The 23,933-nt window shown below is 62.5% G+C and carries 14 protein-coding genes; 3 read left to right on the plus strand and 11 right to left on the minus strand.

Going from position 1 to position 23,933, the window contains the following annotated elements; genetic code table 11:
- Positions 1 to 33 precede the first annotated feature (33 nt).
- From BUB62_RS15230 to BUB62_RS15240, 3 genes are all read left to right on the plus strand, one after another.
- Entirely contained in the window at positions 34 to 1,257 is a 1,224-nt protein-coding gene (locus tag BUB62_RS15230) for a glycosyltransferase family 61 protein (RefSeq protein ID WP_159437474.1), read from the plus strand.
- 57 nt (positions 1,258 to 1,314) lie between these two features.
- Positions 1,315 to 2,340 carry a glycosyltransferase family 2 protein gene (locus BUB62_RS15235; RefSeq protein WP_073111536.1) on the plus strand — a complete coding sequence of 342 codons (1,026 nt, stop codon included), beginning with the start codon at positions 1,315 to 1,317 and terminating at the stop codon, positions 2,338 to 2,340.
- Positions 2,341 to 3,046: 706 nt separating this feature from the next.
- Entirely contained in the window at positions 3,047 to 4,987 is a 1,941-nt protein-coding gene (locus BUB62_RS15240) for a T9SS type A sorting domain-containing protein (RefSeq protein WP_073111538.1), read from the plus strand.
- A gap of 341 nt (positions 4,988 to 5,328) precedes the next feature.
- Here BUB62_RS15240 and BUB62_RS19435 read toward each other — a convergent pair whose 3' ends face one another.
- The 11 genes from BUB62_RS19435 to BUB62_RS15295 form a co-directional block, all read right to left on the minus strand.
- The gene (locus BUB62_RS19435) at positions 5,329 to 7,899 is read right to left on the minus strand and encodes an InlB B-repeat-containing protein (protein WP_073111540.1); all 2,571 of its coding nucleotides are present in this window, start codon (positions 7,897 to 7,899) and stop codon (positions 5,329 to 5,331) included.
- 432 nt (positions 7,900 to 8,331) lie between these two features.
- Positions 8,332 to 13,032, minus strand: a complete 4,701-nt coding sequence (locus tag BUB62_RS15250) for an InlB B-repeat-containing protein (RefSeq protein WP_084539109.1) — start codon at positions 13,030 to 13,032, stop codon at positions 8,332 to 8,334.
- A gap of 510 nt (positions 13,033 to 13,542) precedes the next feature.
- Positions 13,543 to 14,271 carry a hypothetical protein gene (locus BUB62_RS15255; RefSeq protein ID WP_143164214.1) on the minus strand — a complete coding sequence of 243 codons (729 nt, stop codon included), beginning with the start codon at positions 14,269 to 14,271 and terminating at the stop codon, positions 13,543 to 13,545.
- A 169-nt stretch (positions 14,272 to 14,440) separates the two neighbouring features.
- Complete coding sequence (locus tag BUB62_RS15260; RefSeq protein WP_073111546.1) at positions 14,441 to 15,682, minus strand: ATP-grasp domain-containing protein; 1,242 nt, start codon at positions 15,680 to 15,682, stop codon at positions 14,441 to 14,443.
- A gap of 50 nt (positions 15,683 to 15,732) precedes the next feature.
- Positions 15,733 to 17,082 carry an NAD(P)H-dependent oxidoreductase gene (locus BUB62_RS15265; protein ID WP_073111548.1) on the minus strand — a complete coding sequence of 450 codons (1,350 nt, stop codon included), beginning with the start codon at positions 17,080 to 17,082 and terminating at the stop codon, positions 15,733 to 15,735.
- 46 nt (positions 17,083 to 17,128) lie between these two features.
- Positions 17,129 to 17,692, minus strand: a complete 564-nt coding sequence (gene rfbC, locus BUB62_RS15270; protein WP_073111550.1) for a dTDP-4-dehydrorhamnose 3,5-epimerase — start codon at positions 17,690 to 17,692, stop codon at positions 17,129 to 17,131.
- 53 nt (positions 17,693 to 17,745) lie between these two features.
- Positions 17,746 to 18,855, minus strand: coding sequence for an NAD-dependent epimerase/dehydratase family protein (locus tag BUB62_RS15275; RefSeq protein ID WP_073111552.1), 1,110 nt, complete (start codon positions 18,853 to 18,855; stop codon positions 17,746 to 17,748).
- Positions 18,856 to 18,914: 59 nt separating this feature from the next.
- Entirely contained in the window at positions 18,915 to 19,820 is a 906-nt protein-coding gene (gene rfbF, locus BUB62_RS15280) for a glucose-1-phosphate cytidylyltransferase (RefSeq protein WP_084539110.1), read from the minus strand.
- Positions 19,821 to 20,368: 548 nt separating this feature from the next.
- Complete coding sequence (locus tag BUB62_RS15285; protein WP_073111554.1) at positions 20,369 to 21,139, minus strand: WecB/TagA/CpsF family glycosyltransferase; 771 nt, start codon at positions 21,137 to 21,139, stop codon at positions 20,369 to 20,371.
- A gap of 176 nt (positions 21,140 to 21,315) precedes the next feature.
- On the minus strand, positions 21,316 to 22,713 hold the full coding sequence (locus BUB62_RS15290) for an exopolysaccharide biosynthesis polyprenyl glycosylphosphotransferase (RefSeq protein ID WP_073111555.1): 1,398 nt from the start codon (positions 22,711 to 22,713) through the stop codon (positions 21,316 to 21,318).
- A 561-nt stretch (positions 22,714 to 23,274) separates the two neighbouring features.
- Positions 23,275 to 23,814 carry a hypothetical protein gene (locus BUB62_RS15295; RefSeq protein ID WP_073111557.1) on the minus strand — a complete coding sequence of 180 codons (540 nt, stop codon included), beginning with the start codon at positions 23,812 to 23,814 and terminating at the stop codon, positions 23,275 to 23,277.
- Positions 23,815 to 23,933 lie beyond the last annotated feature (119 nt).

Below are 23,933 nucleotides of genomic sequence, written 5' to 3' on the forward strand. Positions count from 1 at the left end.
TTCACCGTCTCTCCCATGTCTGCCCACACGCTCTTGTCCCGAGTTCAGCGCCGCGCCGGCCAGGTGGCGCGCGAGCTGCTTCCCCACAACGTGCACTACCGCCCCACCGGCATTCAGGCCAGCAGCAAAGCCCTAGCAGACCAGCCGGGTAGCGGCGCCAGCTATGCCGAAGTGTACGAGCCCTACGTTTCGGAACTGAGGGTGCCGGAAGTATTTGACGTGCTGCGCCCCTGCTACTACACTCCGGTGCCCACGCGCGAGCAGGTGCCCGCGGCCTTCGTGCTTAGCCTGCCGGGTGGCCGCATCAACGTGGATAATCGCAGTAGCCTGGCCGTTATCACGGCCGACAACCAGCTGCTGGCCGATGTGTCGCTGCAATTCTCGCCCACTACCTATGGCATGGCCCCGGCTAGCCAAAACCCGGTGCTGCGTCAGCGCTACTTTCAGCCGCCGGTGCGGGTGCCGGGCACGGTGTGCAGCCTGCTGTCGGGCGGTGGGGCCGCCATCGGCAATTATTATCATTGGTTGCTCGACTCATTGCCGCGCCTGCACCTGGTGCAGGAAGCCGGCCTCTGGGATTCCATCGACTACTTCCTGATCTATGACCGCCGTCACCAGTTTGCCGTCGATTCGCTGCTGGAGCTAGGCATTCGTGATGAGCAGATCATTGATGTGCAGCAGCATACACATCTGGTAGCCGAGCAGTTGGTGGTTACCTCGCCGGTACGGGGCGGAGGGCACCACGCGCCGCCGTGGGTAGGCCAGTTTATGCAGCAGGCCTACCTGCCGCTCGCCACGCGGGGCCGGCAGCCGCGGCAGTTCAGCCCATTCGTGTATGTGAGCCGGCGTGATGCGGCCTTCCGGCGGGTGCGCAACGAGGCGGAGGTAGAAGCCCTGCTGGCCCAGTATGGCTTCGAGAGCTATGCCCTCAGCGAGTTGAGTCTGCGCGAGAAGGCAGCCCTGTTTGCCGGGGCCCGCACGGTGGTAGGGCCCGTAGGGGCCGGCCTGGCCAATATTCTGTTCTGTGCGCCGGGCACTTCGCTGGTCGAGTTTCTGCCGCGCAACCTCGTGGTAGGCGACTATCTGGACCTGACCACCCGCCTGCAGATGCCGCACTACCCGCTCATTAGCCGCGCCGACGAGGCCTCGGGCCAGAAGGCCTCCGCCGACCGGCAGGATGACTTAACTGTGGACCTTGCTGCGCTGCGGCAGGCCCTGCACCAAGCTATGCCCCAGCGCACGCTGCAAACAGCCTGAGTGCCGGGCGGCCACTGTGCTCTGCCCCCCTTCACTTCCTTTTCAGCCCTCTCCGCTATGCCTTCCGTCCTGCTCTCTATCGTCACCTGGAACAGCGCTGCTGTTATTGAGGAATGCCTGAAATCGGTGCTGGCCCAGACGTACACCGACTTTGAGGTGTGGGTGGTCGATAATGCTTCGGCCGACGACACGCGCGACAAGGTAGCGGCCATAGCGGCCCGCGATGCGCGGGTGCGGCTGCACAGCCTGGCGCGCAACACCGGCTTCTGCGGCGGCCACAACTACGCCCTCGACCGCACCCACTCGGAAGCCGTGCTGCTGGTGAACCCCGACATTGAGATGGAGCCCGACTACCTGGCCCGCGCCCTTGCCACGCTCCGCGCCGATGAGCGCACGGGAACCGTGTGCGGACTGCTGCTACAAAGCCGCGAGGCCAATCCGCGCATCGACAGTACCGGCATGGAGGCCCTGCCCGATGGGCGCTTCCGGCTGCGCCACCACGCCCAGCCGCTCCACGACACCCCGCTCACCACCGGCCCCGTAGACGGGGCCGATGGGGCCCTGCCGCTCTACCGGCGGGCTTTTATTGATGATTTGCGAGTAGAAGGACAGTTTTTCGACGAGCGGTTTTTTGCCCACAAGGAAGACTGGGACATTGCCTGGCGCGGGAGGCTGTTTGGCTGGCGCACGGTATTTGACCCTGCCTGCCGCGCCCTGCACCCCCGCGAGTTCCGGCCGGCCAACCTGCGAGTACGCCTACGCCTGAGCGGCAACATCAAGGCCGATGCCGTGAAAAACCAGTGGCTGCTGCTGCTCAAAAACCCGGCCCGCCGCGAGTTGCCCGGCATTTGGCTGCGGGCGCTGCCCCGGCAGCTGGGCATTCTGCTCTATTGTGTGCTGCTGGAGCGGCCCTCGCTGCGGGCCTACCGCTACGTGTGGCAGCACTGGGGCAGCATCTGGCAGGCCCGGCAGCTGATTCAGAGCCGGGTGCGGGAGCGGGCAGCGCACGGCTTCGGCCCGGCGGCCCCCAGCCAGCCTACCAGCAGCCGGCAGCCCGCCGCCCTTACCACCGATCTGGCCTGACCGGCACGTTCAGGTGCTTCGTATCCAATTGTGGGCCATATGCCGTGCAAGCCAGCAGCCGCTGACCCGTCAGAATACTTGATTGGGCTTCTCATAGTGTGATAGGCCCAACTGATAAAGCACGCAACGCGGCAGGGCCATCCATCATCATAGCATGTGCGCATCCCAAGCGCCGGAGCCGCAATGGCTAGCCGCAATGGCTGCAGCTGACCCATTGCCCACAACCAGCCTGTTGCTGGCGGATGATGCGGAAGCGCGGCCTTGCACGTATGGCAGTGAACCGGCACGGCCTGTACCGCGCATAATAAGCGGCCTCAGCCGTGTATAATAAGCGGCCTCAGCCATGTAAGGCCTGGCCTCTACCATTCTGACTACTAGAACGAACGGAGCGCCTTTTGAAGCAGCACGGCTACAGTCCCGCGTACAAGAGTTTGTGGAAAATGCTCCTGAATTGCTGGCTCAACCGTCCTTATTTTATGCGAATTTACCGCTTTACAGTTGCGTTTCGCCATTATCAATACAAATTAAAATAAAAATTTTGCAATAATGTTTTATATCATTAGATTTGGTGAGAGAGCTGTTTTGTTGGACTTTATAAAGCCGGGATATGAAAACTTCTGCTACTCTTCTCTCTTACCTGCGTTCAACTACGGTTTGCGCAGTATTTCTACTGCTGAGCTTGTCGGCTCTGGCAGTTAGGCCTGATATGGGAGCCGCCGCTTGGCCTGGCATACAGGGTGCCAACCAGGCACCGGTAGCCAACGCGGGGCCCGACCAGGCGGTGTTTCTGCCCGCAGGCAGCACCACTACGCTGAGCGGGGCAGGCACCGATGCGGATGGCACGATCAGCGCGTATGCCTGGAGCCAAGTGAGCGGGCCGAATACGGCCGCGTTCAGCAGCGTTTCCGTGGCGGCTCCTGTGCTCACGGGGCTGGTGGCGGGCACATACGTCTTCAGCCTCATCGTGACCGACAACCTGGGTGCGGCCAGCCCGGCCGATGAGGTGAGCGTGACCGTAGCGCCCCAGGCCGTGGCGAGCTACACCCTGGTGAATGCCGATATGAACACGGACATTCAGCCCCTGACGGACGGCGCGGTGATAAACCTAGCCACGCTGGCCACCCGCAACGTGAACGTGCGGGCCAATACCGACCCGGCCACGGTGGGTAGCGTCGTGTTCAGCCTGAGCGGCACGCAAACGCAGAACATTACGGAGAGTGTGTTCCCCTACGCGCTGTTCAGCGATTTTCTGGGTAGTTACTTCGTCTGGACCCCGCCCGTGGGCTCCTATACGCTCACGGCTACACCCTACTCGGCCAGCGGCGGCACAGGCACGGCCGGTACTCCGCTCACCATCAGCTTCACCGTCATCGACCCTACCACCGTCACGAGCTTCACGCTGATCGATGCCGACACGGACCAGGCCATTCAGACCCTGACGACGGGCGCGACGCTTAACCTCTCTACGCTGCCCACGCGCAACCTGAACATTCGGGCCAACACGAGCCCCACCACGGTGGGCAGCGTGGTATTTGACCTGACCGGAACCCAAACCCGCAACCAGATTGAGACGGGTGCGCCCTACGCGCTGTTTTCGGATGTGGCCGGCAACTACAACCCCTGGACCCCGGCCGTCGGCTCCTATTCGCTCACGGCCACGCCCTACAGCGGGGCCGGCGGCGGGGGCACGGCCGGCACGCCGCTCACCGTCAGCTTCAACGTGACTGACCCCACCGGCACCGTGACGACTTTTACGCTGGTGAATGCCGACTTGGACACGGATATTCAGACCATGACGGCCGGTATGAGGCTGAATCTGGCCACGTTGCCCACCCGCAACCTGAACATTCGGGCCAATACGGCCCCGACCACGGTGGGCAGCGTAGTGTTTGCCCTACGGGGGCAGCAAGTGGTAGACGATCTGGAGAATGTGGAGCCGTACGCGCTGTTTTCCGATGCCGGCGGCAACTACTCGCCCTGGACCCCGGCCGTGGGCTCCTATTCGCTCACGGCCACACCCTATCCGGCGGCCGATGCGGGCGGCACGGCCGGCGATGCTCTCAGCCTCAGCTTTTCGGTGGTAGACCAGGCAGGCCCGCTACCCGTTACGCTCACCACCTTTACGGCGCAGGCCCAGGGCGCGGCCGTGCAGGTGCGCTGGACTACCGCCAGCGAGTTGAACAACCGGGAATTCGTGTTGCAACGCAGCATAAACGGGCGGGTGTTCACCGACTTGCTTACCATTCCCGGCCATGGCACTACCACCACGGCCCACCAGTACAGCTACCTGGATACCGAGCTTCCCGCCGCCCCCCACCTGCTCTACTACCGCCTCTACCAGCTGGACTACAGCGGTGAGGCAAGCTTTTCGCCCGTGCGAACCGTGGCCGTCAAAACCAGTGCGAAAGGGCTCGACGTGTATCCCACGGTCGTTCAGGATGGGCGGCTGCACTATGTGGTGGCGGGCGGCAGCTCCGCGGCCGGCCAATTGGAGCTGTTCACGGTGCAAGGCCGTCGTCTGGCGCAGTACCCAGCCCCGATGGCCGACTTCGGCACCGTTTCTACCAAAGGGCTGCCGCCGGGCACGTACCTGCTGCGCTTCACTTCAGCTAATGGCAGCTTCACTAAGCGGTTTGTAGTCCCCTGAGTGCGGCGGAAATCTTGCGCCGTTGACCTCACCCCCTAGCCCCCTCTCCATAGGAGAGGGGGGACTAGCTCTAGTTTTCAGACCTGTTTATCAGCACTCTAGAAGCTAAAGGCTAGTTCCCCCTCTCCCATGGAGAGGGGGCTAGGGGGTGAGGTTGAGGGAGAGCCAGAAGTATCGGCAGCTAGAGCCCTCCCACCTGCATAACCAAAAAATACCCCGGAGTCTGGCGCTGGATGGCCAGAGTTTCCGGGGTGTTTTGTAACCAATTATAGCTGAACGAACTGTTAGCAACCAACAGCACCTAACCGGGGCAATGTGTCAGCGCTGCTTGCTTTTGTTGCTTAGTGCCGCAGCAGCTTGAGGCGGGCATGCAGGCCGGGGCTTTCCAGTAGCAGGTAGTACAGGCCGCGCTCCGGCAGCTGCCGCGCCAGGTCCAGCGTGAGCGGGGCGTCCTGCTGGCTCACCGACCACTTGCCGGTGGTCATCACTTTTCCGTAGGCCGATACGACGGTGTAGGCTACCGCGGCCCGCTGCCGGGGCAAGCGCACGGTGAAGCGGCCATCGGAAGACGGATTGGGGTAAACCTGGGCCGTTTCGGGAACGGCAGCCGACGCTTTGGCGGCTTTCTGCTCCAGTACCAGGAAGCTTAATGCTAGCGGTTGACCAGCGGCGCCGGCACCGGCAGCGCCGGCATACGGAGTAGCCGTGAGCGAATAGGAGCCCAGGGCCGGGGTCCAGGCCGAATAATCGCCCTGCACATCACTGAAAAGGGCATACGGGGCCACTGATTCTGAATGGCCGCGAACCTGCGCCCCACTCAGGGCAAACACCACACTACCCACGGTAGCCGAGCTGGTGACGGCCCGAATGTTCAGGTTGCGGGTGGGCAGCGCGGCCAGCTCCAGCGTCATGCCGTCCGTCATGGGCTGAATATCCGCGTCCGTGTCGGCATTCACCAGCATCAAGCCCGTCACGGCAGGAGTCTGCGCCGTTGAATCGATAACGCTGAAGCTCAGCGTGAGAGCCGTGCCTGCGGCCCCGGCTCCGCCCGCGCCGCTGTAGGGCGTGGCCGTGAGCGAGTACGCGCCGACGGCCGGGGTCCAGGGGTTGTAGTCGCCGCTGGCATCGGAAAACAGCGCGTAAGGGGCCACCGACTCCGTCTGGCTGCGGGCCTGGGCACCGCTCAGGCTGAACACCACGCTGCCCACGGTGGCCGGGCTGGTATTGGCCCGCACGTTCAGGTTACGGGTAGGCAGCGCGGCCAGATTCAACCGCGTGCCAGCACTCAGAACCTTGATATCCTGATCTGTATCGGCATTCACTAGCGTGAAGCTCGCAACGGCAAAAGCCGGGGCGGCGGCCAGCATGCCAAACCTGGCCGTGATGACCCGGCTGCTGGTCACCGTGACATTTAATGGATTGGCGGTGCCAAGCGAAACGGAGTCGCTGCTCCAGCCCGTGAACTGCTGCCCGGCCGCGGGGGTGGCCGTAAGCGTAACCACGCTACCGCTGGCGTAAGTAGCCTGATCGGGGCTGCGGCTCACTGTGCCGCTTCCGCTCACGTTCACCATCAGGGCGTAGAACACCGGATTCGGCTGGTCGCGCACGAAAAAGCCCAGGGTGAGCGGCGTGCCGGCCGCGCCGCCGCCAGCGCCCTCGGCATACGGTGTGGCCGTGAGGCTATAGGAGCCCCCGGTGGGAGTCCAGGCAAAATAATCGCCCTGCGAATCGCTGAACAGTGCATAGGGGGCCATGCTCTCGGTGTGGCTGCGGGCCTGCGCGCCGCTCAGGCTGAATACCACGCTGCCCACCGTAGCGGGGCTGGTGTTGGCCCGAAGGTTCAGGTTGCGCGTGGGCAGCGAACTTAGCGTGAGCGTGTCGCCGGCAGTCAAGGTCTTGATATCCTGATCCGTATCGGCATTCACCAGCGTGAAGCTCACAACGGCAAAAGCCGGAGCGGCGGGCAGCGGACCAAACGTAGCCGTGACGACCTTATCGCTGGTGAGCGTGACGCTCAGCGGATTGGTCGTTCCGCTGGCCGCCCCGCTCCAGCCCAGAAACTGCTGCCCCGCCGCGGGCGTGGCCGTGAGCGTGACCGTGCTGCCGCTGGCGTAGCTGGCCTGATCGGGGCTGCGGCTCACCGTACCGCTGCCGCTCACGTTCACCAGGAGCGTGTGCGCGGGGGCGGGCGGCGGGCCGAGCAGCGGCTGCAGGGCCGCGTACCAGCGGCTGGCCATTTCGGCCTCGCCGGCAGCCAGCAGATGAATGCCATCATAGGTATCGGTGGTGGGGTTGAAGCCCGTGTTCTGGTCTACTATGAGGATGCGCGACTGGGCCGTGGATTTTTGCTGCGCCAGCTGCGGCAGCAGGGCATTCAGCGCCGTGATATTGCTATTTGGGCCACTAGGCGCTACCGGCAGCAGCTGGGCCAGCAGCACCGTCACGTTGGGCTGGCCCAGCCGCAGCCGGTCGATTATTTCCCCTATCTCCACTTTGGTATCCTCAATGCCGTTGTCTATCATCATGTCGTTCGTGCCAACGTGCATCAGCACAATATCGGGCTGGTAGGTGGCGGCCCAGCTTTGGGCATCTACCAGTAGCTGGCCCGCCAGCCAGCCCCAGTGGCCTTCGTGGTCGAGGTCGAAGTCCGGGTTGGGCGTGGGGGCGTTGTAGTTGCCTTTTTGGGAGCCCACAAAATCGACGCTGTAGTTGCCCGCCTGTAGCTTCTGCCACAGTGCCCGGCGGTAGGAGTTGTAGTTGGCATCACCCTGGGTGGTAGATGCTCCGAACGGCATTATTTTTACCTGAGCTTGGCCGAGGAGCGGCGCAAAGAGTACCAGGGCCAGCACGATAATCGGCCAGCGGAGCAGGCGAAAAACAAAAGGTGGAGCGGGAGGCAAGATGGTGTGCATATGTATGGCATTTAGGCGTGTCCAAACAAAATCTAATCAAGAACCAGTAGCTCCTCTCCTGCTGCTCTGGCATACTTCCCCGTTCCGGGCATTATTTCCGAACCCGGACTTCCATAAACCCGAATTACCTCGCTATGCGCAGATAATCTGTCTGTTAAGGTAAACAGTATCTATACGAGAATGTCTAGTTTTATATCATTTTTTTATTAAAAATCTAAATTATTGCCTTATCAGGCAATAGAATGGCATTTGCGAACCCAGCTAATCAGTTCTGTAGCCAGACTGCTGCTGTTCAGGTAAATGATTCGCTCATATCGGGCAGCCGTGCCGCGATGCTGGGGCAGTTCGTTTCCGGCCCGCTCATAATAGCAGCAGCCTCACCAATTGCTTGATGAGGCTGCCGGGGTATTCACCGCGCGTTGCGCGGCCGGGCTAGTTGCGCACCACCTTGAGCTGAATGGTGTGCCCGCCGTTTTGCAATAGCAGATAATAGAGGCCGGCGGCCGGCATTTGTTGGGCAAAATCAAAGGACAGCGCCGACTGCGGCTGCTCAAGCTGCTGCCGGCCGGTAGCTACCACCGCCCCCACTGATGAGAGCAGCGTATAGGCCACCTCGCCCGCCAACGGCTCCGCTACCCGCACCACGAAGCGCCCGCTGGCCGAAGGATTTGGGAAAACCTGCGCCGGCCGGCTTGCGGCCCGCGCCTGCAGCCCGCTGGCCAGCGGCGCGGCCGGCGCCACCTGGCTGATGACGGTGAAGCTGACCGTGAGCGGGATACCGGCCGTGCCCGCGCCGCTACCGGCCGAATACGGCGTAGCGGTGAGCGAGTAGGAGCCTACGGGCGGAGTCCAGGGGTTGTAGTCGCCGCCCGCATCAGAAAATAGCGCGTAGGGGGCCACACTTTCAGTCTGATTTTTCACCTCTGCCCCGCTCAGGGCAAACACCACGCTGCCCACCGTGGCCGGGCTGGTATTGGCCCGAATATTCAGGCTTTGCGAGGGCAGCGTGGCCAGGTTCAGGGTCGCGCCCGTGGTCAGGGGCTGAATGTCCTGGTCGGTGGCGGCATTTACCAGCGTGAAGCTTGCCACAGTGTTTACGGTGGCGAAGGTGGCCGTAATGGCTCTGTTGGCAGTCATGCTCACGGTCAGCGGATTAGTGGTGCCGGTGGCCCCGCCGCTCCAGCCCGTAAACTGCTGCCCCGCGCCCGGTGTCGCCGTGAGCGTAACATTGGTGCCGCTCGGGTACGTTGCCTGGTCGGGGTTTTTGCTCACTGTGCCCGTGCCGCTCGTGGTGACGGTGAGGGTGAACGGCCCCGGCGCGGCCACGTCCTGCACAGTGAAGCTGATAGTGAGCGGGGTGCCGGCCGTGCCCGTGCCGCCGCTGGCCGAGTAGGGCGTAGCGGTGAGCGAGTAGGAGCCCACGGATGGAGTCCAAGGGTTGTAGTCGCCGCCCGCGTCAGAAAACAGCGCATACGGTGCCAAGCCCTCGGTTTGGTTTTTCACTTGCGCCCCGCTCAGGGCAAACACCACGCTGCCCACCGTGGCGGGGCTCGTGTTGGCCCGCACGTTTAGGTTGCGCGTGGGCAGCGCGGCCAGGTTCAGGGTGGCCCCCGTAGTCAGCGTCTGAATATCCTGGTCCGTATCGGCATTCACCAGCGTGAAGCTTGCCAGAGACTGACCGGCCGGGATAGGGGCGAAAGTGGCCGTAATGGTTCTGTTGGCAGTCATGCTCACGGTCAGCGGGTTAGTAGTACCCGTAGCCCCGCCGCTCCAGCCCGTAAACTGCTGCCCCGCGCCCGGTGTCGCCGTGAGCGTGACGTTGGTGCCGCTCACATACGTCGCCTGGTTCGGATTTTTGCTCACTGTGCCCGTACCGCTGGTAGTCACCGTGAGGGTGTAGCTGGCTGGGATGGGAGCGAAAGTGGCGGTGATGGTCTTGTTGCTGGTCATGCTCACAGTCAGCGGGTTGGTGGTGCCGGTAGCCCCGCCACTCCAGCCCGTAAACTGCTGCCCCGCGCCCGGCGTGGCCGTGAGTGTGACGTTGGTGCCACTTAGGTACGTCGCCTGGTCGGGGCTTCTGCTTACCGCGCCCGTGCCGCTCGTGGTGGTGGTGAGGGTGTAGCTCACGGTGGTGGCGGTGAAGGTGGCCGTGAGGCTCTTGTTGGCATCCATAGTCACGCTCAGCGGGTTGGCGGTGCCGGTAGCGGCGCCGCTCCAACCCGCGAAGGTGAAGCCTGCCGCCGGCGTGGCCGTGACTGTAACGACGGTGCCGCTGCCATAGCTAGCCTGATCCGGACTTTTGCTCACCGTGCCGCTGCCGCTGGCCGTGGCCGTGAGCGTGTAGCTGACCGGGATGGGAGCGAAAGTGGCCGTAATGATTTTATTGGCAGTCATGCTCACCGTCAGCGGATTAGTGGTGCCGGTAGCATCGCCGCTCCAGCCCGTAAACTGCTGCCCCGCGCCAGGCGTGGCCGTCAGCGTGACGTTGGTGCCGCTCAGGTACGTTGCCTGGTTCGGGCTTTTGCTCACCGTGCCCGTACCGCTGGTATTGGCCGTGAGGGTGTAGGAAACCGGCGCGGCCTGGTCGGTCACGGTGAAATTGGCCGTGAGGGCCGGGGCGGCCGTGCCCCCACCCCCGCTGGCCGAATACGGCGTGGCAGTGAGCGAATAGGAGCCCACGGCCGGGGTCCAGGAATTGTAGTCGCCGCCCACGTCGGAAAACAGGGCGTACGGAGTCACATTCTCCAGCTGCGAGCGGGTTTCGGTGCCGCTCAGGCTAAACAATACGCTGCCCGTGGTGGCCGGATTAGCATTGGCCCGAATGTTCAGGTTGCGCGTGGGCAGCGTGGCCAGGTTCAGCACGGTGCCGTTTATCACGGCCTGAATATCCTCGTTGGTGTCGGCATCCACCAGCGTGAAGCTGGTCGTGGTGCAGTCCGGATCGAGCCGCACCTCCTTCGTGGTGGCCAGGCCGGCGGCATCGGTCACGGTCAGGGTGATGCGGTAATAGTACGTCTCGGCCCCGCAGCCGTAGGGAGCAATGGTGGTCGTGGGCTGCACGTTGGTATTGATGGGGTCGGGGTGCTGGTGGGTGCTGTGGTGCAGAATCGTCTGCCACTGGTACGAGAGCTGCGCGGCGCTATGCTCGGCATCGGTCACGGTGGCCCGCAGGTTGTAGGTGGTGTTGCCGGTCAGCGGATACAGCGTGTTCGGGGCCGGGCTGGTGATGGTAACCTGGGGCGGCGTGTTGTTGGCCGATATCACCAGCGAAGTCTGGTTCGTGTTGTTCTGCGGATCTTTTACCGTGAGCGTCACGGTGTACTTGGTGGGGGCCGAGGTAGCGGTGGTGAAGGTGTGGGTCGGATTGGCGACCGTGCTGGTGGTGCCGTCGCCGAAGTTCCACAGGTAGGTCAGGGCCTGCCCATCCGGGTCGGAGGAGGCGCTGCCCGTGAACTGCACCATTAACGGGCTGGTTCCGAACTTTTTATCGGAGGAAGCTACGGCGACCGGGGGCGTATTGCCGCTGGTGCCGTAGGTGATTTTGCGGATTTCAGAAGGGTAGAAATTCACGTAGAACAAGCCGGTTTCGGCCGGGCTCACGGCAAAGGCTACTGGCACGGCCCCGGTGTTCACGAAGTCGCGCACGGCGGTGGGCTTGTTGCTGCCATCCACCACCAGGTTGCGGATCCAGCCACCCACGTAGTCGCCGAAAAAGTACGTATTCTGATACCCGGCCGGGAAGTCGCTGTACGGATAAAACACGCCGCCCGTGGCCGCGTTGCCGCCAAACTGCGACCCGCTGACCGGCGAGCCCGGCGCGCCAATATCAATGGTGGCTGCCGTCTGGCCGCTGAAAATACCCGTGCGCGAAGGCCCCGCGCCGTGGCCCCAGTCGATGAGCGGACGGTTGTGCACGAAGGTGGGCACCGTGGCCGGAATGGTTTTGGTGTTGTCGCAGGGGTTAGTGAACGTGGCCGTGCCGGTCGGCGTGGTCTGCTTCACCAGGTCGCGGAAGTAGAAATACTGCTGCGTGCAGCCCCCGATGTTGTATTGCGGGTTGGGCGCGTCGAGGTTAGGCGTGTTCTGCGTCATAAAGGAGGGGTAGGTAGTCAGGCCCTCGAACAGGGGCCAGCCCAGGTTTTGCTTGGGCTTGTCTACCACATGAATCTCCTCCCAGAGCGTGGCTCCCACGTCGCCCACATACAGCACGCCGGGGTTGGCGGCGGCGGGGTCGGTGCTGCCGGTGCCGGGCTTCAGCGTCATCCGGAAAGGGTTGCGGGTGCCCACCGCCCACACTTTCGAGCGCGGGGCATTGGGGTTGGCCGCGTCATAGAAAGGGTTGCTGGGAATGCCGGCCCCGGTGGCCGCGTTGATGCGCAGAATCTTGCCGCTCAGACAGTTCACCATTTGCGCCCGAAACGAGCCTACGTCTTCCTTGCTGGTAATGATGCCGTCGGCCAGGGCCTGGGCGGCGTAGGTGGCGTTGTAGGCCCCGTAGTCCGGGAAAGGGTGGGCCCCGTCGCCGGTCGAAATCAGCAGCGTGCCATCGGTGCCGAACACCAGGGCGTTGGTTACGTGCCCGTTGAAGGTAGACGGAATACCCGTCGATTTGGTGGCCCCCAGCAGAATTTTGCGGCTGCTTGGGTCCACTGTGCAGCTGGTAGTAGGGCTGGTGGCCGTGTAGCGGGTGAGCCGGCCGATGGTGGCGCTGAAGTATTCGTCGGTGGTGGCGCTGTAGGCCGGCGTGCCAAATTTCATCAGGTGGTGCCGGTCTACTACATAGAGCAGGTACAGGTAGCCGTTGGTGTCAAAGTTGGGGTCGAGGGCGAAGCCCAGCAGGCCATGGTCTTCCCAAGCCCCAACTTCGGGGCCTATATCGAGTAGCAGGCGCTTCTGGCCGCTTTCCACCACCCACACCTGGCCGGGCCGCTCCCACACAAACATCTTTGTGCCGGTCTTATTAAAGGCAAGGCCCACCGCCTCATTCCACCCCGACGAGACAACTGAGGAAGTGAACCCCGCGGGTGGAGCCTGCGCCAGCAGCGGCCGGCTAAAAACGACTGCAAGCAGCAGTAGCGCCCAGGCAATAATTGTTGGCTTACTCCGCATTGTTTTGTTCGTTAAGATTTCCATGATTGTACTACTCAAAATGATTGTGTTGCTCTGCCTGCGCCGCGTATCCGCCGGCTACGGTCCTGCCGCCTAATTGCGCGGTCCGGCCCTGAGACGTGCTGGCTTACCAAGCCACCGCCCCGGCCCCCAGCCAGCTGGCCCTATGTCTTCCCCCTCTCCTACCCGAAACCTGGCCTGCTGCCCGATCCTTTAATGCAGCCACCGAAAAGACTTTCTAAGCCCCAGAGACGCCCTAAAACAGCAGAAAAGCAATGGCCGTATTCGGCTCTATTTCAACCTACCACACCAGTGGTCATCAGCGTTTACAATGCAAGATAATATTATTTCAATTAATATATTGATTTTTCTAATAAAATACTTTGTCGGGCTTTCTTGCTGATCAACTTCGCAAAGCCTCTATAATACAATTTTGCCCTAAACCTAGAAAAGGCCCCGCCGAAGCTCCATCCAGAAGCTTTGGCGGGGCCTTGGCACTTGAGCGCAGCCAATGCGCCGGTATTCGTGAGGGAGCTACAGACGCACAACTTTTACCTGCGCGTTCAGCTTCTTGCCCCGCAAATGCAGATAGTAGATGCCCCCGGCGGGCAGCTGGCGGGCCAGATCCAGCGCCAGCACGGTGGTGGCTGGCCCGCCGGCCAGGGTGCCGGCCGCCAGCTGGGCACCTACGCCCGTGCAGAGCGCGTAGGCAATGGAGCCCTGCACGGGCTCCGACAGCACTATCCGGTAGCGGCCGTCGGCCGAAGGGTTCGGGTAGGCCTGCAGCGCCAGGCGTTCGGCCGGCCCCCGCTGGGCCGTGGGCGTACTCACCCGACTGAAAACGCGGAAGCCAATAGTGAGGGCGGCCCCGGCAGAACCTGCTCCACCGGCCTCAGAATAAGGCGTGGCCGTGAGCGAATACGTGCCAACAGGCGGAGTCCAGGGATTGTAGTTACCCGCTACATCCGAAAACAGCGCGTAGGGCGGCACCGACTCGGTCTGGAGCTGGGAGTCGGCCCCGCTTAGAACGAATACCACGCTGCCCACCGTGGCGGGGCTGGTGTTGGCCCGAATGTTCAGGTTGCGCGTGGGCAGCAGCGCCAGATTGACGCTATCCACACTGCCCAAAGTTTTGATATCCTCGTCCGTATCCGCATTCACCAGCGTGAAGCTGGTGACGGCGGAAGTGGTGACCTGGGCGTGCGCCGGCTGCCGGGCGGCCAGGGCCAGCAGCAAGAGCAAAAAAGCGGAAGTAAGTCTCATGTTCGGTGGGGGTTAAGGGGGTGAAAAAGGCATGTTTCAGCCCTGCCCCCACCATTCATCGGCCAGCTGGGTTACCCCATCCGACAAGACAATAGCGCGAGCGAGAGCAGCAAAGGGGGCGGGTTCCAGCGGGAGCTGGCAGGTTGTGGCGTACGCAGATGGTCAGACATTAAGAAGAGTGGGAAGTGAGCAGATGATAGAGCTTGGGAAGCGGGTCGCCCAGCCAGCCCCGCACGGTGGTATCGCGCAGAGAGAAGTAGGTTTTGCCGGGCCCGCGCCCCAGCAGCTTATAGCGGATGAAGTTGGTGAAGGGAATGTAGCGGCCCAGCGCGAAGGACGAAGGCGCAAGCCGCTGCCCCAGCGCGACGCGGCAGGCCAGCACCGGAAAATTCATATTGGCCCGCACCGCCGAGCCCACCACCGTGAGCCAGAACCGGGTATTGATTTCGATGACCTTCATCTGCCGGGCGCGGGCATCGTAGCGCAGGTCGAGGTGGGCCACGCCGTGCCAGCGCAGCGCCCCCATCACCTGCTGCACCACCTCGAGCACGGCCTCATTGCGCACAAACTCGATGGCCTCGGTGGGCGCGTATTTGGAAGCGGCGGGCAGCAGGCCCTTCTGAATGGAGTACGCCACCAGCTTGCCGTTGTCATACAGCACGTTGCAGTCGATGTCGTAGCCCTCAATGCAGTTCTGAATGATGTAGCTGCTATCGGCGGGCAGCTTTTCTACGGCCCGCAGCACGGCCGTGCGGTCTTCAAACAGCTCGATGCCGCCCCCGCCAATGCCGTCTACCGGCTTGAGCAGCACCGGGAACTGAAAATTTTCCAGCTGGGCCGCCAGGTTGCGGCGCACGTTCAGAATGGTATCCGGGGCCGGAATGCCGCGCTGCTGCATGAAGGCGCCGAGCTTGCTCTTGTCGGTGGCTATTTCGTAGGCCGCCGACTCCGGCAGCGGCAGCACCCGCACAAAGGCGGCCAGCGCCGCGCGGTGGGCAATGGCAAAGCGCATTCCGGCCACATCGATGGGGAAAAACACCTCGGCCCCGGTGGTTTCGACTACCTGCCGGGCAAAGGCCACAAATTCCGCGTCGGTCTTCTCTTTGGGCAGGTAATGATAGGCCCGCACGTAGCGCGAAAAGCGGTAGGGGCTGGCCGGGTCGCGGGAAAGCAGCTCAATAACGAGGCCTTTCTGCCGGCTCAGGCAAAACAACACGGCCCCGGTGAGACGGTAGTTGCTTTCCAGCACCACCACCGTGGCGGGCCCGGCCGGGCCGGGCCGCGCCGCACCAGACGCAGCCCGGCGTAGCACCGCCTCTTCGTTCAGCAGACCAGGGCGCGGAGTCTGAAGGAGGGGAATATGCCCGTCGGCACCGGCATATTCGAGTAGATCAACCTGGTCGGAGTTCATGAAGCAGAGAGAAGAAAATCTTGATAGACACTTGTATTACAGAACTTCACCTAGCCAACGCTCAGACTGGCTTCCGACACCGCCAGCGGGCTCGGTTGGGCGGCCAGCCCGAAGTAGGCTTCCTGCTCTTGGCGCAACTGGTCCACGAGGCGGCCTTCGGGCAGCAGCACGTCGTCGTAGGTCAGGGCCTGGTCTTTGGGTATGTCGCGCAGCAGGCGGCAGCCTTCGGCCACGCCCAGCGGCAGCAGGTTCTGGGCGCGGGCCACGGCGTAGTTTTCGGCCAGCCCGTAGGTCATGTAGTGCCCGATACCGTCGAGCGTGTCGCCAGCCCGCAGCCCGATCTTGGCCGCCGTGATAACCTCCACGCACGGCGCGCCCTGCGGCGCCAGCGCGGCATCCTGAAACAGCACGGCCCGCGCCACCGAGGTGGGCGTTTCGAAGTGGCACAGGTGGTAGGGCGTATAGAAGCAGTAGAGCGGCCCCGGCCCCAGCTTATACAGCTTGAGGTAGTGCTGCTGAATGGGGTCGTCGTGGGTGCCCAGGATGAACACGCCGGGACCAGGCTCGGCCCCCACCACGTAGTCTACGATGCCGGGGCCGCCGCTGAGCAGTCGCTCCGTGGGGTACCACTCCGCCGCCTTGCTGATGGGCGTGCCGGGCGCGACGGTAGGCCCCAGCATACCGCGCTGCGCCACTTCCATGCCCAGGGCATTGGCAATGACGGCCTGCTCGAAGCTGATTTTGCTGCCATCGGCGAAGCTGGTGACCATGCTCGGATTCTGCCCCCACTGCCGGGCAAATGCCTCCTGGGTGGTGGGGTTGCGGTAGGGGTCGTGCAGGCCTTTGATGTTGCCGCACAGCACGGGCTTCACGCCCAGGCCTTTCACGAAGCGGGCCAGGTTCAGCGTCACGCCGGGCTGGTCGCCGTCCGAAACGGTGTACACCACGCCGGCGCGGTCGGCGTATACTTTCAGAATAGCACCCACCGTACCGTCCAGCTCGGCATTGAGCAGCACCACATGCTTGCCGTGCCGGATGGCTTCCAGCACCACATGCGCGCCGTGCTCCACGGCCCCGGTCACCTCAATGATGGCATCGATGCCGGCGGCGCGGCTCAGCAGCAGCGCATCTTCCGTAATGGCGGGCTGGCCCCGCTGAATGCAAGTTTCCAGCGCCAGCACCGAGTCCACTTCGCGGGCTCCCGGCTCGCCGGCTTCTTCGTAGGCGCGGCGGGCCTGGGAAAGGGTGCGGTTGGCAATGGCCACCAGCTCCATGCCGGGCACGTAGCGGCAAATCTGAAGCGCCACCCCGCGGCCCATAAAGCCGGCTCCTACCATCGCCACCCGGATGGGTTGGCCGAGGCGTTGTCGTTGGGCCAGTGCAGTATCAATGATGAGCATATCGAGGCAAAAATCGGGTGAAGAAAAAAAGAGCGGGCGGGGCGGCTTATTCGCTGAGCTGCGCTTCGGCGGAAGGTATCATCAGCCGAAAATCAGGGTGATGCCGGTCCTTTTCCGACACCAGCACCGGTTCAAACGGCCACTGAATCCGGATGGCCGGGTCGTTCCAGCGCAGGCCCCGCTCCGAGCCGGGCGCATACTTGGCCGACACCTGGTAGCAGACATCGGTGTTGTCGGTGAGGGTGAGGAAGCCGTGGGCGAAGCGGGCCGGCACAAACAGCATCCGGAAGCTGGAAGCCGTCAGTTCCACGCCCAGCCATTGCCCGTAGGTCGCGGACTCTTCGCGCAGGTCCACAATCACATCATAAATGGCCCCGTGGGTGCAGCGAATCAGCTTGGTTTCCTCGTAGGGGGCCAGCTGGTAGTGCATGCCGCGCAGCGTGCCACGCTTCGGGTTCGACGAGACGTTGGCCTGCAGCGGCGGCATCAGAATGCCGTGGGCCGCAAACTCATCCTCGCACCAAGAGCGGGCGAAAAAGCCCCGCTCGTCGGCCATGCGGTCTACATCAATAATGAAGGCTCCGGATAATTCGGTTTCGGTGAAGATCATAGCGAAAGAATGGGCTTTGGTGGAAAAGGAAGGGCAGCAATGGTGGTTGGCGGTCAGGAAAGGGCCATTTCGGTCGGGCTGGGGGCGGGCTCGGGCGCGGCGGCGGCGGGCCGCGGCTCGTGCCAGCCAAGGCGGGCATCGAGCTGGCCGGTGTCGCGCAGGGCCGTGAGCACCCGCAGGCGCATGAGCTGCGAGGAGCGGAACTCCGGGTCGCGGAAATTCATGCTCAGCAGGCCCGCGTGCAACTCCGTGATGGTGTCGGCGAGGGTGCGGCGGGGCTGGTGGTGCGGGGCCAGCTGCCGGAACAGGCTGAAATCGACGCGGTAGGAGCGCTTGTCGGGCGGGGCGCTGGGGTTCAGCTCCACCTCGGTGCCCGGAATGATGTGGGCAATGGCAGCGGCCAGCTCCCGCACCTGGTAGTTCCACTGCTCCGAGCCGGCATTGATGGCCAGAAAAGCCCCACCGCAGTCAGCCGGCCGGCCAATGGCCCACTCGATGGCGCGGGCCATATCCTGCACATGAATAAGAGGCCGCCAGGGCGAGCCGTCGCTCAGAATGCTGATGCGGCCCGTGGCCACGGCCCCGGCCACGAAGTCATTCACCACCAGGTCCAGCCGCAGCCGGTCGCTCCAGCCGCAGGCCGTGGCGAAGCGCAGGCACGTGATGCGGAAGCTGTCATCGGCCAGCGGGGCCAGGTCCTGCTCGCTCAGCACCTTCGAGCGGGCGTAGGCCGTCAGCGGGTTCAGCGCCGAGTCTTCGGTTTTGGCCCCCTCGCCCCCGGCCCCGTACATACTGCACGAGCTGGCAAACACGAAGGCTTTCACCCCGGCCTCCCGGGCCAGGCGGGCCAGCCGGATGCCGGCCCGATGGTTGATTTCCAGCGTCACTTCCTCATAAGTCTGGCCCATGGGGTCGTTGGAAATGGCGGCCAGATGCACTACCGCGTCTACGCCCTGCAGCAGGGCGGCCGGCAACTGGCGCACGTCGCCAAAGTGCTGGCAATCGAGGCGGGCTTCGGGCAGGCGCTGCCCGCCGGTGAGGCAATGAGCAAAGTAGGCCATGTCGTAGCCGATCAGCTCGGCCTGCGGAAACTGCTGGCGCAGGTGCCGCACTACGCCCGGCCCCACGTAGCCCATGTTGCCGGTGATAAGAATGCGCTGCATATACTTGAAAATCAGAAGGGAGAGAGAAGTAGGAAATGGAGCCGGTTGGCGGAAATGGCTCAGCTCTGGGGCAGCACCGTGGCGGCAGCCACGCGCTGCCCGGCCGGGGCCGTCACGGCCGAGGTCATTATCTGGGTCAGCACGGGGTCGGTGTCGGGGCTGGCCGCGGCATCGGCGGGGGCATTGTCCCACACTTTCCAGCGGGCTTTGCCGGCGCTCCACATTTCCTCCAGCATGTTCCGGTCGCGCAGCGTGTCCATGGGCTGCCAGAAGCCGGTGTGGCGGAAGGCGGCCAGCTTGCCTTCGGCGGCCAGGCGCTCCAGCGGGGCTTTTTCCCATACCGTGCTGTCATCGGCAATGTAGTCGAACACCTGCGGCTCCAGCACGAAGAAGCCGCCGTTTATCCAGGGCGTTTCGCCGCCTTCGGGCTTTTCGGTGAAGCTGCCGATGCGGCTGGCCTCATCGGCAAGCGAAAACACGCCGAAGCGGCCCGGCTGGCGCACCGCCGTGAGCGTGGCCAGCGCCCCCTGCTCCTGGTGGTAGCGAATGGCGGCCCGAATATCCACGTCGCCCACGCCGTCGCCATAGGTCAGGCAAAATGGCTCATCGTCAGCCAGATGCTCGCGCACGCGGCGCAGGCGGCCGCCGGTCATGGTTTCCTGGCCCGTGTCCACCAGTGTCACCGTCCAGGGCTCGGCGTTGCTCCGATGAATCTGCATCTCATTGCGGTCCATCCGAAACGTGACATCGGAATTGTGCAGAAAGTAATCGGAGAAGTACTGCTTTATCATGTGGCCTTTATAGCCGCAGCAAATCACAAAGTCGCGGATGCCGTGATGGGCATATATTTTCATGATGTGCCACAGAATGGGCCGCCCACCCACTTCTACCATTGGTTTGGGCCGTACGCCACTTTCTTCGCTGATGCGGGTGCCGTAGCCCCCCGCCAGAATAACTGCTTTCATACGTGCGCGTATTGGTTTGGTCAGAAGAGAGAAGGAAGAAAGGAGAGAGGACGAATCAGCCAGCCCGCTACTGATAACGCGCTAGTATTTGGTTGCTGAAATATAGAGTATATTATAATATTATCAATAAAAATTGTTAAAATATTTTTATAAAGATCAAAAATACATTGCTATTATCCACATGAATGATTTAAGCACGCACCCAGGCCTTCAGCGGGGCTTCAGCAGCAGTTCTTTCAGGAATGACAAGGACTTCTAGCCGAAGAGCCGGGAGTCGGGCAGGCCACCGGAAGTCGGCTGGCAGCACGATTGGCTGGCACTTCGCTCCTACTGCCGTTGCCGAAGCAAGCAGTTTCCGCGTAGCCGCGTCAGGTTTGCCGGCCGGCCACTGGCTGACCATAAAAGAGGCGTAGCGTCGCCACAAGCGTCTGAATGCCTCTGTCGTCGCTACGCCGCCTTGGTATGTATATTCTTGAATTCTAACACATTGCTACCGCCCGCACCACCGAACAGCCGGGCCGTAGGCAGCACGCCCGCCGCCGCCGGCCTCAGGCCGGCACGTGCGGCCGGCCGGCTAGGTGGCTCAACGCCCGCCGCCCCACCAGATACACGAATTTTGTGTTGGTATGCAGGTATCGCCGCCACAGGCGGCGCGGCTCCAGCCACAGCCGGTAGGCCCATTCGAGCCAGAGCTGCCGGGCCCAGCGGGGCAGGCGCGGCTCCAAGCCAGCATATACCGGAAAGGCCTGCCCCACCCCCAGCATACAACTGCGGATGCGGCCCTGGTGCTCGGCCATCCAGCGCTCCTGCCGCGGGCAGCCCAGCGCCACAAACAGCAGATCGGGGTCGGCGGCATTGATGGCGGCGGTTTCGGCGGCATCTTCCTCGGCCGTGAGCGGCCGGAAAGGCGGCGAATAGGCCCCCACAACGCGCAAACCGGGGTGCTCGCGGCGGGCGCGGGCGACCATGGCCGCCAGCACGGGCTCGGTGGTGCCGTAGAAATAAACCGATTGCTCACGGCTGGCGGCTTCCGCGAGCAGCGCGGGCAGCAGGTCCATGCCGGCCACGCGCGACTGCCGCTGCCCATGAAACAGGCCCACGGCCGCCGCTACGGGGCTGCCATCGGGCACTACCAGGCTGGCCTCGTCCAGAATGCGCCGAAACTCGGGGTGCTGGTGCGCCTCAACCAGCATGTGCACATTGGCGCAGCACACGTACGCCGACGACCGGGCCGCCCCCATGTCCAGAATGGTGCCGACGAACTCGGCGAAGGTGCCGGTCGAAATCCACGAGTCCAGCACGAGGCGTTTGGGTAGCATAGCAAGCCGATGAGGTGAAAAGACAAGGACAGACGGATAAAAAATTGGAAGGGGTTGGGAGCAGCCCGGCCGCCGGGTCTGGCCGACCCTGGCTACCGGAGCTGCTCCCTCCCCCTCCCTTTTTTGGGTGTAGCGAAGGGCCACGACCGAGGCGAGCAAAAAGCCGCCCGGCGCTTCTAATAGGCGTTTTTCTCGCCCCGAATCATATTCCAGACGGTTTGCCCGATGATTTTCATATCCAGGCCAAAGGTCCAGGTTTCCATATACTTCAGGTCATATTCTACCCGCTTGCGCATAGCCTGCGGGGCGCGGGTTTCGCCCCGGTAACCGTTCACCTGCGCGTAGCCCGTGATGCCGGGCGTCACGCCGTGCCGCATCTGGTAGGTGCGAATGTGCTTGGAGTACTCTTCCAGCTGCGACACCATGTTGGGCCGCGGCCCTACCACCGACATGTGCCCGAGCAGCACGTTGAAAAACTGGGGCAGCTCGTCGAGGTTGTACTTGCGCAGGTAGCGGCCCACGCGCGTGATGCGCGGGTCGGCTTTGGTGGCTTGCAGCTCGGCCTGCCCGTGGCCGGCGCTCATGGTGCGCAGCTTGTAGCACGGAAACAGGTGGTTGCGCTTGCCGGGGCGCATCTGCTTGAAAAACACCGGCCCCGGCGAATCCAGCTTGATGATCAAGGCCAGCACGGGCAGAATGAATGGGAAGATGCCGCAGATGACTGTCAGGGAGAAACTAATGTCGAAGAGGCGCTTGAGCAGCTGATTGGTGCGGATGTGCAGCGGCTCGTGCCGGATGGTGAGAATAGGCAGGTGGTCGTAGTAGTACACATTCACGTCTTTGCGCACAGTGCCCCGGAAATCGGGCACGATGCGGAACGACAGAAAATGGTCGTCGGCGAATTGCGACAGGTCCTCAATCAGGCTGTGCTGGTCCAGCGGCAGCGTGAAGTATATCTCGTCAATCTGCGTGCGCAGGCAGTAGGCTTTCATCTCGGCCAGCGGGCCGCGCACGAGGTTGCGCAGACCGGCGGCCACGGGCTCATCGGCAAAGAAACCCTCAAACTGGTTGCCAACCGGGTCGTGCGAGCCCAGAAACCGATAAAGCTCCTGCGCACTTTCGCCCGCTCCTACTATAATGAAGCGGCTGTGGGGCCGGGCAATGTGGCGGTGGTAGGCGCGGTAGCTGAAAGTGAGCAGAAAGCGCCCGCATACCACGCTGGTAACGGCCAGCGTATATACCGCAAACAAGTAGCGCAGCGGCAGCCAATACATGTGCAGCACCAGCACCACCACCAGCACAATGCTGGCATGCAGCAGAAACGCCCGCATCAGATACAGCAGCTTCTCCGGGTACGTAATCAGCTTATCGACCCGGTAGATATTGGCCAGCTGCCCCGACAGAATCCACCAGAGCAGCGCGAAAATGGCGAAGAAGAACGGATAATAGCCCCCAAACTTCCAGGAGCCCATAATCAGCCAGCCCGCCACGCGAAAGGAGGCAAAAATCAGCAGCACATCAATTGCGGGCAGAATAAAGCCGGAAGCGTCGGAGTAGTGTCTGTAGCGTTCCATACGGGTTCAGGGGTAGGCAGCACAACCAACTGGGAATGAGCACAGCAGTAGATTGTTATCTACTGACTGACTATAGAACAAAGAAACTGTTTTTTATGCTTTAAACAATATTTAATATAACTTTTATTTATAAAAATAAAATACAAACTAAAAATCAGTCAGTTACGAGCATAATTGAGACTTTCTTCCTATCCCCAGACTTCTAATGGGGTAAGCAGCTGGCCCATAACCGGTAGCAGTAGTACAGCAGCAACACCATTGAGGCAGTGAAGGGAGATCATAGCCTATACCTGCTTCCGGCTCCGGGCCACTTATAGCGAGCGGCAAGCGCTATTTGACAGGTGCAGTGAAACCTGCTGGCAGTAGCTGTCAGCGTTATACCGCTTCAACGGCAGACAAACCGGGAACAACTTCCAGACAACTGCCCCAAAGCAGAAAGCCATTGCGGAGCAGATGCCCGGCAATGGCTTTCAGTGATTTTGTCAGGAAGCAGAGCCGGCTGCCTGAGGGGCGGAGCACCCGCCGGCTCGGTACGGGCGCTATCGGCTAACCCATATGTGGTCAGGCAGTTCCGAAGGCCGGCATTTTCCGCTCAGCCATTCGCTGGTCCATCAGGGCCTTGCTGGAGAGCATCACGGTGGCGTAGCCCTGGGGCACCTCAGTGTAGCGCAGGCTCACCTGCCGGCCAATCCAGTACTCGCTTTTGGTGGAGGCCAGCCGCTGCCCCTGCCCGTACTCATCGAGCAGAAACTGATGAATGGCCCGGCAGTTGGTATCGCCCATGGTGCGCACCTCAATCGAGCAGAGCTTATCCTTATAGAAGCCGTAGCTAATGCCCGTTACCCGGAAGCTGCCTACTTTCAGGTTCTCGGTGGAGCGCGTGTAGTACGTGGTTTGGGTGCTGGCATCGGTGCGCTCCAGCACCAGGTGGCGGAAGCTATGAATATCAGCGCCCAGCGTGGTTTCCCGGAAGCCGTTTTTCTTGTCCAGAATGCGGATGGACGGGGCCAGCCCTGGCCGGCCATTCGTGCCAGTATGCGGATCTGCCTGGCTGGCCAGGGCGGATAGAACAAGCAACAGGATGGCAGCGAGGCTCTTCATAGAGGCAAGGTACTATTTCGCCTCAAAAAAATCTTCACTTATGGTCATATTTTTCGCTGAGACTCAGCCTGAAAGCGGCCCCTACCCTTCCAGCCCAGAGCAGGGTACAAAGCGAAGAC

Source organism: Hymenobacter daecheongensis DSM 21074 (genome assembly GCF_900141805.1).
GTDB classification, from domain to species: Bacteria; Bacteroidota; Bacteroidia; order Cytophagales; family Hymenobacteraceae; genus Hymenobacter; species Hymenobacter daecheongensis.

What these genes read in the sequence shown, in the direction of transcription:
- BUB62_RS15235 (WP_073111536.1), top strand. Translation starts at nt 1,315, where the DNA reads ATGCCTTCCGTCCTGCTCTCTATCGTCACCTGGAACAGCGCTGCTGTT.
- BUB62_RS15240 (WP_073111538.1), top strand. Translation starts at nt 3,047, where the DNA reads ATGGGAGCCGCCGCTTGGCCTGGCATACAGGGTGCCAACCAGGCACCG.
- BUB62_RS19435 (WP_073111540.1), bottom strand. Translation starts at nt 7,899, where the DNA reads ATGCACACCATCTTGCCTCCCGCTCCACCTTTTGTTTTTCGCCTGCTC.
- BUB62_RS15250 (WP_084539109.1), bottom strand. Translation starts at nt 13,032, where the DNA reads ATGGAAATCTTAACGAACAAAACAATGCGGAGTAAGCCAACAATTATT.
- BUB62_RS15255 (WP_143164214.1), bottom strand. Translation starts at nt 14,271, where the DNA reads ATGAGACTTACTTCCGCTTTTTTGCTCTTGCTGCTGGCCCTGGCCGCC.
- BUB62_RS15260 (WP_073111546.1), bottom strand. Translation starts at nt 15,682, where the DNA reads ATGAACTCCGACCAGGTTGATCTACTCGAATATGCCGGTGCCGACGGG.
- BUB62_RS15265 (WP_073111548.1), bottom strand. Translation starts at nt 17,082, where the DNA reads ATGCTCATCATTGATACTGCACTGGCCCAACGACAACGCCTCGGCCAA.
- rfbC (WP_073111550.1), bottom strand. Translation starts at nt 17,692, where the DNA reads ATGATCTTCACCGAAACCGAATTATCCGGAGCCTTCATTATTGATGTA.
- BUB62_RS15275 (WP_073111552.1), bottom strand. Translation starts at nt 18,855, where the DNA reads ATGCAGCGCATTCTTATCACCGGCAACATGGGCTACGTGGGGCCGGGC.
- rfbF (WP_084539110.1), bottom strand. Translation starts at nt 19,820, where the DNA reads ATGAAAGCAGTTATTCTGGCGGGGGGCTACGGCACCCGCATCAGCGAA.
- BUB62_RS15285 (WP_073111554.1), bottom strand. Translation starts at nt 21,139, where the DNA reads ATGCTACCCAAACGCCTCGTGCTGGACTCGTGGATTTCGACCGGCACC.
- BUB62_RS15290 (WP_073111555.1), bottom strand. Translation starts at nt 22,713, where the DNA reads ATGGAACGCTACAGACACTACTCCGACGCTTCCGGCTTTATTCTGCCC.
- BUB62_RS15295 (WP_073111557.1), bottom strand. Translation starts at nt 23,814, where the DNA reads ATGAAGAGCCTCGCTGCCATCCTGTTGCTTGTTCTATCCGCCCTGGCC.